This is a genomic window from Variovorax sp. VRV01 (assembly GCF_014852545.1).
In the GTDB taxonomy this organism is placed as follows: domain Bacteria; phylum Pseudomonadota; class Gammaproteobacteria; order Burkholderiales; family Burkholderiaceae_C; genus Variovorax; species Variovorax beijingensis_A.
This window is the reverse complement of the sequence record NZ_JACVBS010000016.1, coordinates 24,352-39,306: the sequence shown is the minus strand read 5'-3', so window position 1 is coordinate 39,306 and position 14,955 is coordinate 24,352. Positions and strand designations below refer to the sequence as shown.

At 66.0% G+C, this 14,955-nt stretch carries 14 protein-coding genes; 12 read left to right on the top strand and 2 right to left on the bottom strand.

The features are described 5' to 3' along the window. The first annotated feature begins 39 nt into the window (after window positions 1-39). The gene (locus IB278_RS24640) at window positions 40-1,020 is read left to right on the top strand and encodes a helix-turn-helix domain-containing protein (RefSeq protein ID WP_192326131.1); all 981 of its coding nucleotides are present in this window, start codon (window positions 40-42) and stop codon (window positions 1,018-1,020) included. A gap of 54 nt (window positions 1,021-1,074) precedes the next feature. Here the strand turns inward: IB278_RS24640 and IB278_RS24635 are convergent, their stop codons facing one another. Both IB278_RS24635 and IB278_RS24630 read right to left on the bottom strand, forming a co-directional pair. Next, on the bottom strand, window positions 1,075-1,974 hold the full coding sequence (locus IB278_RS24635; protein ID WP_192326129.1) for a ParB/RepB/Spo0J family partition protein: 900 nt from the start codon (window positions 1,972-1,974) through the stop codon (window positions 1,075-1,077). Beyond that, window positions 1,971-2,759, bottom strand: a complete 789-nt coding sequence (locus IB278_RS24630; RefSeq protein ID WP_192326127.1) for a ParA family protein — start codon at window positions 2,757-2,759, stop codon at window positions 1,971-1,973. The genes IB278_RS24635 and IB278_RS24630 overlap by 4 nt, the downstream gene beginning before the upstream one ends. Window positions 2,760-2,996: 237 nt before the next feature. Here IB278_RS24630 and IB278_RS24625 point away from each other — a divergent pair, with 237 nt between their 5' ends. From IB278_RS24625 to IB278_RS24575, 11 genes are all read left to right on the top strand, one after another. Continuing rightward, on the top strand, window positions 2,997-3,557 hold the full coding sequence (locus IB278_RS24625; RefSeq protein ID WP_225613145.1) for a hypothetical protein: 561 nt from the start codon (window positions 2,997-2,999) through the stop codon (window positions 3,555-3,557). Between the two features lie 4 nt (window positions 3,558-3,561). Further along, window positions 3,562-3,894, top strand: coding sequence for a TrbC/VirB2 family protein (locus tag IB278_RS24620; RefSeq protein ID WP_192326125.1), 333 nt, complete (start codon window positions 3,562-3,564; stop codon window positions 3,892-3,894). 12 nt (window positions 3,895-3,906) lie between these two features. After that, window positions 3,907-4,275, top strand: a complete 369-nt coding sequence (locus IB278_RS24615) for a type IV secretion system protein VirB3 (protein WP_145746400.1) — start codon at window positions 3,907-3,909, stop codon at window positions 4,273-4,275. A 14-nt stretch (window positions 4,276-4,289) separates the two neighbouring features. After that, a complete protein-coding gene (locus IB278_RS24610; protein WP_192326123.1) occupies window positions 4,290-6,797 on the top strand; it encodes a VirB4 family type IV secretion/conjugal transfer ATPase in 2,508 nt (835 codons plus the stop codon). Further along, the gene (locus tag IB278_RS24605) at window positions 6,790-7,524 is read left to right on the top strand and encodes a type IV secretion system protein (protein WP_192326121.1); all 735 of its coding nucleotides are present in this window, start codon (window positions 6,790-6,792) and stop codon (window positions 7,522-7,524) included. Before IB278_RS24610 ends, IB278_RS24605 begins: the two co-directional genes overlap by 8 nt. Before the next feature lie 235 nt (window positions 7,525-7,759). Next, window positions 7,760-8,809 (top strand): type IV secretion system protein, encoded by a 1,050-nt coding sequence (locus IB278_RS24600; protein ID WP_225613144.1) that lies wholly within the window; start codon window positions 7,760-7,762, stop codon window positions 8,807-8,809. A gap of 153 nt (window positions 8,810-8,962) precedes the next feature. Then, complete coding sequence (locus tag IB278_RS24595; RefSeq protein WP_192326119.1) at window positions 8,963-9,685, top strand: virB8 family protein; 723 nt, start codon at window positions 8,963-8,965, stop codon at window positions 9,683-9,685. After that, on the top strand, window positions 9,682-10,524 hold the full coding sequence (locus IB278_RS24590; RefSeq protein ID WP_192326117.1) for a TrbG/VirB9 family P-type conjugative transfer protein: 843 nt from the start codon (window positions 9,682-9,684) through the stop codon (window positions 10,522-10,524). Before IB278_RS24595 ends, IB278_RS24590 begins: the two co-directional genes overlap by 4 nt. Then, entirely contained in the window at window positions 10,521-11,858 is a 1,338-nt protein-coding gene (virB10, locus tag IB278_RS24585; RefSeq protein ID WP_192326115.1) for a type IV secretion system protein VirB10, read from the top strand. Before IB278_RS24590 ends, virB10 begins: the two co-directional genes overlap by 4 nt. Further along, window positions 11,827-12,975 (top strand): P-type DNA transfer ATPase VirB11, encoded by a 1,149-nt coding sequence (gene virB11 / locus IB278_RS24580; protein ID WP_225613143.1) that lies wholly within the window; start codon window positions 11,827-11,829, stop codon window positions 12,973-12,975. The genes virB10 and virB11 overlap by 32 nt, the downstream gene beginning before the upstream one ends. Then, window positions 12,968-14,896, top strand: coding sequence for a type IV secretory system conjugative DNA transfer family protein (locus tag IB278_RS24575; RefSeq protein WP_225613142.1), 1,929 nt, complete (start codon window positions 12,968-12,970; stop codon window positions 14,894-14,896). The genes virB11 and IB278_RS24575 overlap by 8 nt, the downstream gene beginning before the upstream one ends. Window positions 14,897-14,955: the final 59 nt, after the last annotated feature.

The following is a 14,955-nucleotide window of genomic DNA, read 5'->3' as shown; positions in this document are numbered from 1 at the left end:
GGGAGATTGCGGATCGATCCCCTACGTTGGCTTCTCACGATGCACAAGGTCTGGCTGCTGCTGCTTCCCGGCTTCCTTCTTCTCGACGTCATCCGCATGCTCGCGGTCTTCAAGGCCGCCAATGCCGCCTTTCGCCGGACGCGCAACAAGCTCGCCGGCTACGACGTGCGGCTGGCCTCTGCCGCGGGCGGCCAAACCCTGAGTTCAAGCGGCGTGGCACTGTCGACGGGTGCATTGCCGCACCGGCTCGTCGGGCGGGCGAGCACGCTCTTCATCAGCGGCGAACCCGTTCCGGGCGCGGCCGAGGCGGCAGGCGCGCAGCGCCTGCGCGAATGGCTCTCCAGGAACCGACGGCGTCTGAAGCGCTGCGCCGTGCTGGGCGCGCAGGCCTTGCTGCCGCCTGCGCCGGAGGCCCGCGTCGTGCGGCGGCAGGGGCGTGCCGCGCCGCCGGCGCTGCGCTGTGGCGGGCAGGGACCCGACCTGTTCGCGGCCGGCATGAGAATGCGCAGCTGGCGCGTCATCGAACCGGGCCAGGGCGCCGATCTGGCGCTGTCCTGGATCGAAGAGGACCGGGGCGCCGCGTTTGTCGAGACACTTGCCTCCCGCCTGCCCGGACCGCGCAGCCGTCGCCGCGGCATGCTGCGCCGTCGCCGCTTGCCGCTCGAGCCGCCCGCGCCCGACGCGCGGATCGGCGTGCTGCACCAGTGGATCGCGGCACATCTGCAAGAGAAGCTCAGCGTCGCCCGATTGGCACGGGAGGTCCACATGTCCACGCGCTCCTTCGCGCGTTACTACGAACGCGCGACGGGTCTCTCGCCCGGGCGTGGCGTGCAGCAGATCCGCCTCGACACCGCCCGTCGCCTGCTCGAGACGAGCACGCGCCCCCTCAAGGCCGTCGCCGCGCAGTGCGGCTACGGATCACAGGAGGTGATGCGAAGAGCCTTCGTTCGCGACCTGCAGATGACGCCGCGCGAATACCGGCGCCGCCACACGGCGATGAAAGCGGCCGGCGCGGCCTAGCAGGACCCTGTCCCGCCACCGGGTGTCGAGCCGCGCCGGCCAACGCCGGCATTGCTATTCCTCCGTGGCCCAGCACACCAGCTGCAAGTCCGCCAGCGGCAGCATGGCGCGCGTGCCATCGCCGAAGCGGACTTCGCCGACGTTGCCGTCCTTCGCCTTGATGCGCAAGGACCCGCGCCGTCCTCCATGCTCGACCACCAGCACCGTGCGGCCGCCGCTGATGATCCTCGGGATCCCGTTTCCGGGCGGGGGCGCCGCCGAGCCGCCGACGGGCTCGGGCGATTGCGGGCGGCTCCTGGTCTGGACACGTCCGATCGGGGCGCCCCGCGCGATCAGTTCTTGGAGTTCCTGCGGGCGATCTCGCGCGACGGCCACCAACTGGTAGAGCACCCGCACATCCGCGCCGAGCCGCCCTTCCTCCACCGCTTCCCGCAACTGCCGCGGTGCGTCGCTGAGCCGCGCGGCCTCGGTGATGAAGGAGCGCGGTTTGCCCAACCGGCGCGCGATCTCGGCGCGCGAATGGCCTTCCCGTTCCCGCTCGGCGATGAAGGCCGCCAGATCGAACGGCGACATGTCCTCGCGGTGCAGGTTCTCCGCCGCTTGCGCGAAGGGATCGACCCGCGGGTCCACGAACGCCGGAACGCAGGACAGGCCGGCCCGGCGCGCCGCGCGCACCCTGCGCTCGCCGCGGTTGACGATGTACCGATCCGCGTGCTCTGGATGGCAGCGCAGGGACACCGGCTCCAGCACGCCATGCTGGCGGATCGATTCGGCGAGTTCCTCGATGCGTTCGCCCCGCATGCGACGGCGCGGCTGGCCGGGGTCGAAGTCGATGCGTTCAAGCGCCACCTGTGTCGGTGCGCCTGGGCCCGAAGGGGCGGCTTCGACCGTGAGCAGATCGGCCGCCCTGAACTGCGACAGCGCACTCAGGTCCAGGCCGTCGGGCGCCCTCATGCCTGCGTATCCGCCGGCATCGACGCGTTCGAGCCGTCGATGCGTTGCTGCAGCAACTCGAACACCCGCATCACCTCGAGGCTGGCCTCGCGTGCCGCGCTCTTGGGCAGCCGCCACACGGGCACCCCCGCGGCCAGCGCCTCGGGAATGGCCGAACGGGTCGAGATCCGGGCCGGTATCACGAACTCCCGGAAGTTCAAGACCAGGTCCTGCATCGCGGCCTTCTGCCGCAGCGAATGCGGATTGAACCGGTTCAGCACGATGGCCGCCATCCGCAGTTGCGGGTTGTAGCGCCGCCTGACCCCGAAGACGGTCCGGAGCATGTCGGCGACGCCGTCGATGCTGTACTCCTCCAGCTCGATCGGACAGGCCACCGCATGGCCGGCAATCAGCGCCGCGCTCATGCGCAAGCCCAGCGCCGGGGGCGTGTCGATCACCACCGCGTCGAAATCCTGCGCCAAGCGCCTCACATTCCCACGGAACAAAGGAATCACGAGGTCCGCCCTCGCGAGTTCGACGTCGGACAGCTTTCTGCTGCCCGCCGCCAGCGCAATGGTGCGCTCGCGCGGCGGGGCGATCGGGCCCGGATCCGGGCCGAACAGTTCCACCGCTTCGGCGATCGCCGAGGACCGGTTCAGCGATTTCGAGCTGTTCGCCTGCGCGTCCAGATCGATCACGCACACCGACCGATGTCGCACATCGGCCAGCCAGCATGCGTACAGCACCGCCAGCGTGGACTTGCCGACGCCGCCCTTCTGGTTGCCGAAGATAACCACGTTGCCCATGACTTGCTCCTCAGGCCTCGGCGCGGGACGCGCGTCCATCGCACCCGAACGGCGCGCCTCGCGGGCTGCCGCGGCAACTTGCAAAGGGCCCCTGCAGATGGGCGGAGCCGCCTCACTGGCCAACGATCGAACCGCCCTGCCGCGTCGCTCTCGAAATATCGCCGCCTCGCGCTTTGCGACACCACTGTCAAAAATAATAGTCGACACACGCACGGGCAGAGGCGGACATTGCGCCCCATGCAAGCAAACGACACTCAACGTGGGCATGCGACCGATGAAGGCCGACGCGCAGCCTGGCTTTCCATGCTCATGTTCGCCGGCTTGATGGCGCATGCGCGTCCCCTGTGGGCCCAGGCGGAGCCCATTGCATCGCAGGGCGTCGGACCACACCAGCAGGCGGCGCGCGACAACGACCGCATCGAGATCCTTAGCGAGGAGCTCAGGAAGTCGGAAGCTCAATTGGAAGGTCTCATGCGCCGCAAGGCCGAGCGGCTCGCCGCATCCGACCTGAAGGCAGCGACCGAGGCCGAGGAACAGCGCGTCCGCACGCTCGGCGACATCGCGGCCATCCGGCGGGAGATCGCTTCGGCCTCTCATGCCGCCGCCCAGGCTACGGCGGTCAGGCCCACGGCCGTTCAGGCCGCCAAGCACCCTTCCGCCGCTGGCAAGCGCGTGGCGCCAGCACCGTGGTGGGACGTCTACGGCAGCGGTCGGCGCACTGAGCCGCCTGCTTCACTTTCTCCTGCATCCCCGCATGGGCAAGTGCCTGCGGGATCAGCCCCCGGCCCAACGGAGTAACGCCATGACCGCATGCTCGATCCACATCCGGCCCGCAACGGCAGCCGGCATCCGTGTCAAATGGATCGGATGGCTGCTCATCGCGTGGCTCATCGCCGCCGCCCCTGCCGAAGTCGCCTGGGCGGGCAGCCCGTTCGCGACCGGTGCGAACGCGACCCAGCAACAACTCGTCGCGATCCTGACGCCGCTGGCCGCAGTCGCGGTGATGGTCTCCGGCGCCATGGCCTGGTTCGGGCGCCTGAGCTGGTGGTGGATGGTCGCGGTCGTGATCGGCACCGTGCTGGTCTTCGGCGGCCCGCAGATCGTGTCCTGGATCCGGGGCCTGTTCGGGGTCTGAGGGGCGCGGTCCATGAGTCGCAACCAGGGCATTGCCGCGGACCCCCTGTTCGTCGGCATGACGCGGCCTTCGATGGTCTGGGGCGTCACCTACTCGGCCATGATGTTCAACATCGTCGTCACGACCGAGTCGTTCATCGTGACCAAGAGCCTCGCGTGGCTGCTGGCCTTCGTGCCGATCCACGGCGTGCTCTACCTCGTGTGCCTGTACGAGCCGCGCTTCTTCGACCTGCTGCAGCTCTGGGGCCGCACGCGCCTGCCGGCCATGCTCGGCGGCAACCTGCGGTTCTGGCGTGCGAACTCGTACAGCCCCCTGGCGCTGAACATGCCTGACTGGCGGGGGTGCCGCCGCATGCGCACGCCGCCCGTGACCTTGGTCTGACGCCGTACCGCGCCATGAAACTGCTGTCGCGCTCCGAGCACACGCTGCGCCGCGAAGCCGGCGCGGCGACCATGATTCCGCTTTCGGCGCACGTGGACGAGCATGTGGCCCTGACACGTGCCGGCGACTATGTGCAGACACTCCGCCTGGCCGGCACGAGCTTCGAAAGCGCGGACGACGAGGACATCAACAACTGGCATGAGCGCCTCAATGTCCTGCTGCGCAACATCGCGTCGCCCAACCTGGCGCTCTGGGCCCACGTGATCCGCCGTCGCGAGGCGGCCTATCCGACCGGGCGGACGACGCCCGGCTTCGCCGACGAGATCGAGCAGCGCTATCGCCGCAAGATGGCTGGCGAGCGGCTGATGGTCAACGAACTGTACTTGTCGGTCGTCTTCCGGCCGCAGCCCACCCGCATCGGCAATGCCGCATTGCGGCTGTTCAAGCGCGCGGACCCAGAGGGTGCGCGGGCGGAACTGCACGATGCGCTGGACGCCTGCAGCAAGCTGCGCCAGGAACTGCTCGCCGCCCTTGAACGCTACGACCCCGAAGCACTGGGCATCTATCGGCTGCAAGGGAACGACGGGCTTTTTTCCTCCCTCGTGGAATTCCACGGCCTGCTCGTCAACGGGGAGTGGCAGCGCATGCCGCTGCCGCGCTCGCCACTCAACGAGGTCCTGGCCACCACCCGCCCCCTCTTCGGCAATGAAGCCATGGAGTACCGCACGGGCACCCAGACCCGGATCGGGGCCTTCCTCGGCATCAAGGAGTACCCCACGCCCACGGCGCCGGGCATGTTCAGCGCCCTGCTGACCGCGCCCTTCCCCTTCGTGCTCACGCAGAGCTTCACCTTCCTGGCCAAGGGCACAGCCACCGACATGATGAGCCGCCAGCACCACCGGATGGCCGCCGCCGGTGACCTGGCAGTCTCGCAGGCGGAGGAGCTCCAGGACGCGCTGGACGACCTGATGAGCAATCGTTTCGTGGTGGGCGACCACCACTTCAGCCTGCATGTGCTCGCCGACACCTACGACGGCGTCAGCGAGTCCGAGGGCCGGCCCCGTCTGAAGCAGCTCAACGACAACGTTGCCCGCGCCCGCTACCTGCTGGGCGACGCAGGAATGGTCGTGGCCCGCGAGGATCTCGCGCTGGAGGCGGCCTTCTGGGCGCAGCTGCCGGGAAACTTCGGCTACCGCAGCCGCAAGGCGCCCGTCACCAGCCGCAACTTCGCCGCCATGTCGCCCTTCCACAATTTCCCGACCGGCCGGGCGACGGGCAACTACTGGGGCGATGCGCTGACCATGTTCACCACGCGCGCGGGCTCGCCCTACTACTTCTCGCTGCACGCGAACGATCCGCGCAGCCCGGACGGCGGCAGCCGCCGCGACGTCGGACACATCACGGGTGTGGGACCGGTCGGGACCGGCAAGACCACGCTGCTGGGTTTCTGCATGGTGGCGATCTGCAATCGCCTCGACGCCACCCAGGTCATCTTCGACAAGGATGAAGGGCTGCATATCCTGGTGCGGGCCCTGGGCGGCCAGTACCTCCCGCTCAAGAACGGGGCACCAACAGGCTGCAATCCGCTGCAGCTCGACGATTCGATCGCCGACAACGTCGAGTTCATGCGGCACTGGCTCAGGCGCCTCGTGATGCGCGCGCCGGGCGAGACGCTGACCGTCCGTCAGGAGGACGATCTCGACCAGGCACTGCGCGGCATCCTGAAGCTCGAGCCTTCTTTCCGGCGCCTGTCCCGGCTCGCCGCCTTCCTCGATATCACCGACCCAGAGGGGATGCATGCACGCCTTCGGAAGTGGTGTGCCTCGGAACACGGGGACTATGCCTGGGTATTCGACAATGATCACGACGAGGTGGCCCCGCTGCTTGCCGGGCACACCCTGGTCGGCTTCGACGTGACCGACTTCCTGGACAACGAGGTCGTGCGCGCCCCACTGACCCTGTACCTCTTTCACCTCGTCAACCGGATGGTGGACGGCCGCCCGCTGGTGTGCTGGATGGACGAATTCGCCAAGCTGCTGAGCGACCCGGCCTTCGCGAAGTTCGCCAAGAACGGCCTGGAGACCTGGCGCAAGAAGAACGCGAACATCGCCACATTCACCCAGAGCACCAGCCATGTGCTCGATTCCAGCATCGCGCGCGCGATCGTCGAGCAGACGCCGACCAAGATCCTGTTCCCGAATCCGGAGGCGGACTACGACGAATACACCCGGGGCTTCAACCTGACGGACCGAGAGTTCGCGCTCATCAAGCAGGAGCTCGAGCCTGGCTCTCGCCAGTTCCTCATCAAGCAGAACCACGTCAGCGTGGTCGCACAGCTCGATCTCCATGGCTTCGACGACGCCTTGCACGTCATCTCCGGGCGCACCGGCAACGTCCGCCTCATGCGCGAACTGATCGCGATCTGCGGACCGGACCCCGCCCAATGGCTGCCGGCTTTCCGCAGGGCGCTTGCGAACGACCCTTCCCATTCATCCTCACACCAGGAGATCTCCCATGCGTAGATTCCTTGTTTCTCTCTTCCTCGCGGCCACAGCTTCGCTCGCACCGCTGCACGCGAAAGCCGGCATCCCGGTGATCGACATCACGGCCGTCGCCAACCTGATACAGCAGGTCATGTACTGGCAGCAGCAAATCTCCGGGATGCAGAAGCAGTACGACCAACTGAAGGAGTCGAAAGACCAGCTGACCCGGACCCACAACGCCATGACGGGAAGCCGAGGCATGGAGCAGTTGCTGCCGACCTCGGACCTCGCACGCAACTACCTGCCTCCCAGCTATGGCGAACTGATGGGCACGCTCAACGGCTCGTCGGCCAGCTATGGAGGGCTGGCCAACCAGGTCCAGTCGATCATGAAAGCCAACAGTGTTCTCTCGGGAACGCAGTTGGAGGGGCTCAGTCCGGAGTTGCGCCAGGTCGTCGAGCAAGGGCGGCAATCGGCAGCACTGCTCAACGGAATGACCCAGAACGCGTACCAGAACACCAGCCAGCGCTTCTGGGCCCTGCAACTGCTGATCGATCGCATCGCTTCCGCACAGGACCCCAAGGCGATCCAGGACCTGCAGGCAAGAATACAGGCCGAGCAGAACATGCTTACCAACGAGCAGACGAAGCTGCTGAGTCTCTATCAGATTGCAAGAGCCGAGGAAGCTAGACAGCAGCAACGCGCTAGGGAGCAAGTCATCTCTGGCCACGGCGGATTCAACGCAAGATTTGTTCCCAATCCGTGAACCGCTATGTCTAGATCATTGATCGTTATCGCCGTGATTGCGGTACTTGTCACAGGCGGCACCTATCGGTTGCTGAAACAAGACTCGACGCCAACAGTCCCGCCCGAACTTGTGCCGACCCAAATTGGCAAGCCAGGAACACCAAGCGTTGAGCACGGGGACTTCCAGAATCGGTTTCGGCCAACAGTGCCACTTGCTAGTGACGCCAAGAAATGAAGCTTCGATGGGGCGAGCAATGTTCTTCCAGCAATTCTGGACGTGGCTGACCTCTCAATTGACGGAGTACCTGGCGGCAAAAACGGCGGCCGTGGCCGGCGTCATCGAGCCGGCGGTGGTAACGCTTGCGGCAATTTACGTGATGATTTGGGGATTCCTCAGCCTGACCGGCAGAGTTCAAGAACCGATATGGGAGGGCGTCAAGCGAATCCTTTTCATCGCCATAGTACTTGGCGTCGGCCTGAGACTCTGGCTTTACAACGAAGTCATTGTCGACACGTTTTTCGATGCACCAACCCAACTGGCTGCCAAGATCACCGCGGCATCGAACCCGGTGTCCGTAATCGACACGATCTGGGAAAAAGGCGGGACTGTTGCTTCGAACCTCTGGAACAAAGGCGGCGTATTGAACGGTGACTTTGGCTTCTATTTGGCGGGAGCCATCGTCTACTTCATCATTGGAGGCGTCGCCGTCTACTCGTTCTTCCTGCTTGTTTTGTCCAAGCTCGCGCTGGCGCTGATACTTGCCTTGGGTCCGGTTTTTATTTGCCTGCTTTTCTTCGAGGCTACACGGCGATTCTTCGAGGCTTGGATCGCCCAGATGGCCAACTATGCACTGGTTGCTGTTCTAACCTCGCTGGTGGCGAGCCTCATGCTTCAGGTTGTTTCTTCCTATGCCACCCAGACAGCAGCGAGGGGCGCGGCCATTGTGACCGTAGACGCATTGAACATGGTGCTGTGTGCTTCGCTTGTGCTGCTGGTAATGCGCCAAATCATGTCCATTGCAGCCGGTCTTGCGAGCGGGATTGCACTGAGTTCATTTGGGCTCGTCAGCGGATTGGCGCGGTGGGCCATGGGCGGGGCCAAGCGAACCAGCTATGAGTTCGGACGCGGCGTGCTGGACGGCCTGCGGCGAGAGCCAGGCAGTCGCTGGGATTCGTTCCGCCGTCTGGCGGGCAACCGCATAGGCACCGGCATGGCCTCGATTACAGGTACCGGCGTCGCGCGTCGCGGCGGCACCGTGCTTTCCAGAGACAAGGTCATGCCGAGCCTCTCGCGCAATCGATAACGGTGGAGAGTGAAATGAAGCCTTCGACCTCACTTTCTCTGCTCGCCCTTCTGCTCGCGGCATGTGGCACTCGCGCGCCCGCTCCGCCGGATTGCGAAGGGCCACTCACACCGATCAACATCTCGAACGGTGTTTCCCAACCAGGAGCGGTGGATGCAGCGGAACGCCGCCCTTGACAAGTATCTTCTTGAGGCCCAAAACTGGGAACTCGATCGCGCCCGGCGTGCGGAGCGATCGACCAGGATCGCCTGGGCCGTGGCCACATCAGCGGCATTGATCGCGGTTCTCGCCGTCGCCGCCGTCAGTGGGCTCACGCCGCTGAAGGAGCCAGTTCCCGTTCTCATCCGGGTCGACAGCAGCAGCGGCATCGTCGACATCGTTCCCACCTACGAAGGCACGACCGACATCGAGCAGGTCGTGACACGCAACCTGCTGCAGAACTACGTGATTGCGCGCGAGCGTTATTTCTACGGCACCGCGGAAGCGGACTACGAATTGGTCGCCTCGCAAAACTCGCCTCGTCTCAACCAGGAGTGGGCGACCTTGTGGGCGGCCGACAACCCGGCCTCACCTCTGAATGTCTACAAGGACGGCACGTCCATCCGCGCGCAGGTGCAATCGGTCACCTTCCTCAAGCTGGAGAGCGGGAAGGACAAGCTGGCACAGGTCCGCTTCACCCGTTCGACGCGCGCAGGCGGCACCGGGGAAGAGCAGACCAGCCACTGGGTCTCCACGATCGAGTTCGCCTATGTCGCGCCATCTGCGGACAACAAGATGCGTTCGCTCAACCCGCTGGGCTTTCGCGTCGTCGAATACCGTCGCGAGCCCGAGGTCGCCCCGGGCGGCGTTGCACTCGGCAGGCAGGATGCACGATGAAGCCCCGGCGCGTGCACCGCAGCTTTCCGCTGGCGATCGGACTGGCGGCAAGTCTGGCGCTTGCCGCGCCGTACGGCCGAGCCGCGACCGTGCCGGCTGCCGGCAAGGTCGATGCCCGGGTACGGGTGGTCGCCTACAACCCGGCAGACGTCATCAGCTTGCAGGGGTACGTGGGCTACCAGATCCATCTGCAGTTTGCCGAAGGCGAGGAGTTCGTGAATCTCGGCTCCGGCGACAACGGCGCCTTCGATATCGGCGCCGAGCGCAACCATTTCTTCATCAAGCCCAAGGAAGCGCGCGCCGCGACCAACGTCACTGTCCTCACGAACCGGCGGGCCTATCATTTCGACTACACCGTCTCCTCCATCACGCCGGTAGGCGCTGCCACCAGGCGCATGGTGTATTCGATACGTTTCACCTACCCAGAAGACGAGGCTCGAAAGGCAGCCGAGAATCAGGAACGGAGCCAGGCCGAGGCGCGCATGAGCGAAGGGGCGACCGATCGGCCACGCAACTTCGACTACTGGTTCTGCGGGAACGATTCGCTCAAGCCCGTGAGCGCCCATGACGACGGGGCGCAAACGCGTCTGCGTTTCCACGCGCGCTCCGACTTCCCGGCGATGTTCGTCCAGAACGACGACGGGTCCGAATCGCTGTTGAACTTCAACGTCGACGCGGACGAGGTAGTGATTCACCGCGTGGCGCACCGCATTGTGCTGCGGCGCGGCGCGCTGGTCGGTTGCGTGATCAACCGGTCCTTCGTCGGCGGCGGCGCGCGCGCCCCCACCAACACCAGCGCAACAGGTGTGCGGCGCATCACTGCAGGAGATGGGCCATGACCTGGATGAGCGAGCCCCGCCGAGCGTCCCGGACCGATCCCCAGGAGCATGGCGACGCGCCCGAGATCGACCCGGACACCGGAGAGATCCTGGCAGCGCAGCGAGCCGCGGCCCCGGGAGACGGGACGTTCCTGGCAGCCGAAGAGCGCCCGACGATCCAGGGCGAGCGCGCCATTCCATCGGTCAATCGCGAGCGCTCCATCCAGTCGCGCATCAGCGGGTTCCTGGCGCTGACAGCGATCATGCTGCTGGGCGCCGGATTCCTGTTCTGGTACTACAACACCCAGTATGCCAAGACCCAGGAAGCCGAAGAGGCTGCGAGAAAGGCGGCTGCTGCGCGCGCCGGCGGCGAGATGAAGGTTCCGCCGCTCGGCCGCATCGATCCGCCCAGAGCGATGCCGGAAGCAGCAGCGACCGCCGCCCCTCCCTCCCCGCCGCCACCGTCGGCGAACGGTACCAACACGGGACCGCCGCAGAAGACACCCGAGCAGATCGCACTGGAACGACAGCTGGGCGCCCCGGTGCTTCGGCGTGCCCAAGCCGCACAGGCGCACAGCGCCACGACGCCGCACGCGTTCGCGGATCCGGCGATGCTGCCTGCCGGCGGCGTGCCAAGCATGGCCCAGCTGATCGGTGCGCTGCAGCCGCCCCACGCCGGTTCGGCGGCACCCGGCGGCGGTCAGCTGGCCGCCAGCCTTCGGCCCACGCCGACCCCGGCGGTCGTCGCCCAGACCCTGCCGACACGGCGCATGCTTTTGCCCAAAGGCGCGTTCATCGACTGCACGCTGGAAACCGCCATCGATTCCACCTATGAGGGCATGGCCACCTGCATCGGCGCGAGCGACGTCTACGGGGCAGACGGCAAGGTCGTGCTGCTGGAGCGTGGCACCAAGTACGTCGGCGAACAGCGTGGAGCGCCGCGACAGGGACAGGGCCGCGTCTTCATCGTCTGGAACGAGGCGCGCACGCCGACCGGCGTCGTGGTCCAGCTGGCTTCTCCGGGCACCGACGAATTGGGACGCAGCGGCCTCCCCGGCTTCGTCGACACCCATTTCTGGGATCGCTTCGGTGCCGCAGTCCTGATCTCGGTGATCGACGGCACGATGCAGGCGATCGCCGCCCGGCAGCAAAACACCAACTCTGTCGGCAGCGGCGGTGGCGTGGTGATCGGCCCGCAGGGCAGCCGCGACGTCATCACGGAGGTCCTGCGCAGCACCGTGTCGATCCCGCCGACCGTGATCAAGAACCAGGGCGAGCGGATCCAGATCCTGGTCGCCCGCGATGTGGATTTCAGGAGCGTCTATGCGCTTCGAACCGAACCGGCCATCCCTTGATGGCGAGCCCGGCGCCGCCACAGGCGACCGGCAGCCGGCGCGGGCGCACGCGCGTGACGCAGCCTCCGCTGAGGCGCCATCGTCGCTCGCTCTCTTTCTCGGTCCGCTCGGCCACTTATTGGGTGATCCCGCGGTGACCGAGATCTGCATCAACGAGCCCGGTGCAGCCTTCGTGGAACGGCAGTCCGGCTGGACACGCGAGGCGTTGCCGTTCGCGAGCTTCGACTGGTGCATGTCCATCGCCAAGCTCGTGGCCAACTTCACGCGACAGCGCATCTCGGCCAACGAGCCGCTCCTGTCCGCCACGCTCCCTGGCGGCGAAAGAATCCAGATCGTGCTGCCGCCCGCGACCCTGGATCAGACCGTCTCGATCACAATCCGGCGCCCCTCGAACACGCTCTGGACCCTCGAAGAGCTGGGGAATTTGCACATCTTCGAGAACACGTGCAGTGCTCCCGCGACTCCGGCGCACCCATCTGAACTGGCGTCCCTTTCACCCGAAGACCGGGAGCTGACAGATCTCCTCGCACGCCGGCAATTCGTGCCCTTCCTGCGACGCGCAGTCCGGTTTCGCAAGAACATCCTCCTGTCCGGCGCCACCGGCTCCGGCAAGACCACGGTTGGCAAGGCGCTGATCCTCGAGGTGCCGTCCGAGGACCGCCTGATCACCATCGAGGACGTGAAGGAACTGTCGCTGCGCAACCAGCCCAACCACGTGAGGCTCTTCTACTCGCAAGGCGCCCAGGGGCAGGCCGAGGTCACGCCCGGCCAACTGCTCGCCAGCGCCAAGCGACAACGCCCCGACCGGGTGTTCGTGTCCGAGCTCCGCACCGGCGAGGAGGTTTATGACTATCTGGTGTCCGTGAACACCGGCCACCCAGGCTCGATCACCAGCGTGCACGCCGACAGCGCGGAGATGGCCTTCGTGGCGCTGGCGCAGTTGATGAAGCGCAGTCAGGCGGGCCACGGCATGACCACGCGCGACGGCGTGGAATTGGCGCAGATGAGCGTGGACATCGTGGTGCAGTGCGCGCGGGAGCGCCGGGACGGCTTGCTGCGGCGCATCGTGCAGGAGATCTGGTATGACCCTGGCACCAAGATACGAAGGCTTGCCTAGCCCCTTCAGAATCGCGGTCGCGCTGCTGGTGGCGGCGCTGGTCGGCGTGTACGTCGCCGGCCAAGCGTTCCTGATCGCGATGAATCTGCCGCCACAGCGCGCCACGCTGCTGACCCTACACGAGTACTGGCAGGCCTATGGCAAGCGGCCGGACGTGCGCCGTGTCCTCATTGCGTCGCTGGCCGGCTCCCAGGGGCTGATGCTCGGTTTGGTCGGAATTGCCATGCTGCCTCGCCGCCGGCCGCTGCATGGCGATGCCCGATTCGCGAGCCGTCGCGAGATCGCGCGATCGGGCCTCCTAGACGAGCACGGCATCATCCTCGGGCGGCTCGGCAATCGCTACCTGGTGCTTCCCGGCCAGCAGGGCGTCGCACTCGAGGCGCCGCCGCGCAGCGGCAAGGGCATCGGCGTGGTCATCCCCAATCTGCTGAACTGGCCCGGCTCGGCCATCGTCAGCGACATCAAGGGCGAGAACTTCACGCGCACCGCCGGCTTCCGTGCGGCCCATGGGCAGCAGGTGCACCTGTTCGATCCCCTGTCCGAGAGCGAGCGCTCGGCACGCTGGAACCCGCTCGGCTACGTCTCCGAGACGCCCTACCGGTGTATCGACGATCTGCAGCGCATCGGCACGATGCTCTTTCCCGATCCACAGGCCGGCGATCCATTCTGGACCTCATCGGCCAGATCTCTGTTCCTGGGCATCTCCCTCTATCTCTTCGAGACCAAGGGTGCCATGCGCACCTTGGGCGAGGTCCTGCGCCAGGGCATGGCCAGCGATGCCGAGGGCTTTCAGAAGCACTGGAAGCGCGTGATCGATGCCTGCGAGCGCGCCGGGTACCCCTTGTCGCAGGAAGCGGTGCAGAGCCTCTACGATGTGATCGACCTGGCGCCGACCACGGCCTCCAGCATCCGCAAGACCTTCACCAGCCGCCTGGACCTGTGGCTCAATCCGATGATCGATTCGGCCACCTCGGCCAACGACTTCGACCTGAGGGAACTGCGCAAGCACCCGATCTCGATCTATGTGCAGATCAACCCCGACAACATCGCCCGGCTGCAGCCGCTGCTGAACCTGTTCTTCCAGCAGGCGATCGGTCTGCAAACACGAGAACTCCCCGAGAACAATCCGCAACTTCGCCACCAGGTGCTCCTGATGCTCGACGAGTTTCCGGCGCTAGGGCGCATCCCCGTCATCGCCGACTCCACAGCCTTCCTGCCCGGCTATAACGTGCGCACCGTGGTCATCGTCCAGTCCAATTCCCAGCTGATTGAGAAGTACGGCATCGAGGGCGCCAAGTCGATCCGAAAGATGCTTGCCGCACGCATCGTGTTCCCGCCCAAGGAGTACGAGGACGCCGAGGCCATCTCGCGCGAGCTGGGGACCTACACCGTCCGGCAGAAGAACGTCAGCCGCCCGATGTGGGGCGGGGCGAACAAGGAGCCGACCGTGAGCATCAGCGAGCAGCCGCGCCGTCTGTTGCTGCCCCAGGAGGTCAAGGAACTGGGACCGGACCGGATGATCCTGTTCTACGAAGGCCTGCGGCCGGTGCTTGCGCATCGGATCCTCTATTTTCGCGACAGGCTTTTTTCCTCGCGCGAACTGCCGCCACCACCGGTGCCGAAGCTGAACGTCGACAAGTCCGGCGGCGTCGCCGCAACCACGCCGGCGGCAACGCCCGATGACAAGAAAGACACGCCCGGCACGGGCCCCGGATCGATCTCCAACGCCACGCCTCAGGATGGTGGCGCCGCGCTGACAGCCAGGCAGGCCGGTACCGTGGCCGGCGATGTATTGAACGACGACTTGACGCTGGACGACTTCTCGTTCGACTTCGACGACGTGGAGATTCCCACCGAGAAGCTCAGCGACGAGGACATGAAGCGCCACGCCGATGCGTTCATGGCGCGAATCCTCGACTGATGCGACATCGAACCGGTTCGGACAGCCCCGGGCCGCCCTGCCTGACAACACACGTGATA

Excerpts from the sequence above, each read along its gene's own strand:
- IB278_RS24615 (WP_145746400.1), top strand. The coding sequence starts at position 3,907 with ATGAGTCGCAACCAGGGCATTGCCGCGGACCCCCTGTTCGTCGGCATG.
- virB11 (WP_225613143.1), top strand. The coding sequence starts at position 11,827 with ATGCGCTTCGAACCGAACCGGCCATCCCTTGATGGCGAGCCCGGCGCC.
- IB278_RS24595 (WP_192326119.1), top strand. The coding sequence starts at position 8,963 with ATGCAGCGGAACGCCGCCCTTGACAAGTATCTTCTTGAGGCCCAAAAC.
- IB278_RS24630 (WP_192326127.1), bottom strand. The coding sequence starts at position 2,759 with ATGGGCAACGTGGTTATCTTCGGCAACCAGAAGGGCGGCGTCGGCAAG.
- IB278_RS24640 (WP_192326131.1), top strand. The coding sequence starts at position 40 with ATGCACAAGGTCTGGCTGCTGCTGCTTCCCGGCTTCCTTCTTCTCGAC.
- virB10 (WP_192326115.1), top strand. The coding sequence starts at position 10,521 with ATGACCTGGATGAGCGAGCCCCGCCGAGCGTCCCGGACCGATCCCCAG.
- IB278_RS24635 (WP_192326129.1), bottom strand. The coding sequence starts at position 1,974 with ATGAGGGCGCCCGACGGCCTGGACCTGAGTGCGCTGTCGCAGTTCAGG.
- IB278_RS24605 (WP_192326121.1), top strand. The coding sequence starts at position 6,790 with ATGCGTAGATTCCTTGTTTCTCTCTTCCTCGCGGCCACAGCTTCGCTC.
- IB278_RS24620 (WP_192326125.1), top strand. The coding sequence starts at position 3,562 with ATGACCGCATGCTCGATCCACATCCGGCCCGCAACGGCAGCCGGCATC.
- IB278_RS24610 (WP_192326123.1), top strand. The coding sequence starts at position 4,290 with ATGAAACTGCTGTCGCGCTCCGAGCACACGCTGCGCCGCGAAGCCGGC.
- IB278_RS24625 (WP_225613145.1), top strand. The coding sequence starts at position 2,997 with ATGCAAGCAAACGACACTCAACGTGGGCATGCGACCGATGAAGGCCGA.
- IB278_RS24590 (WP_192326117.1), top strand. The coding sequence starts at position 9,682 with ATGAAGCCCCGGCGCGTGCACCGCAGCTTTCCGCTGGCGATCGGACTG.
- IB278_RS24600 (WP_225613144.1), top strand. The coding sequence starts at position 7,760 with ATGTTCTTCCAGCAATTCTGGACGTGGCTGACCTCTCAATTGACGGAG.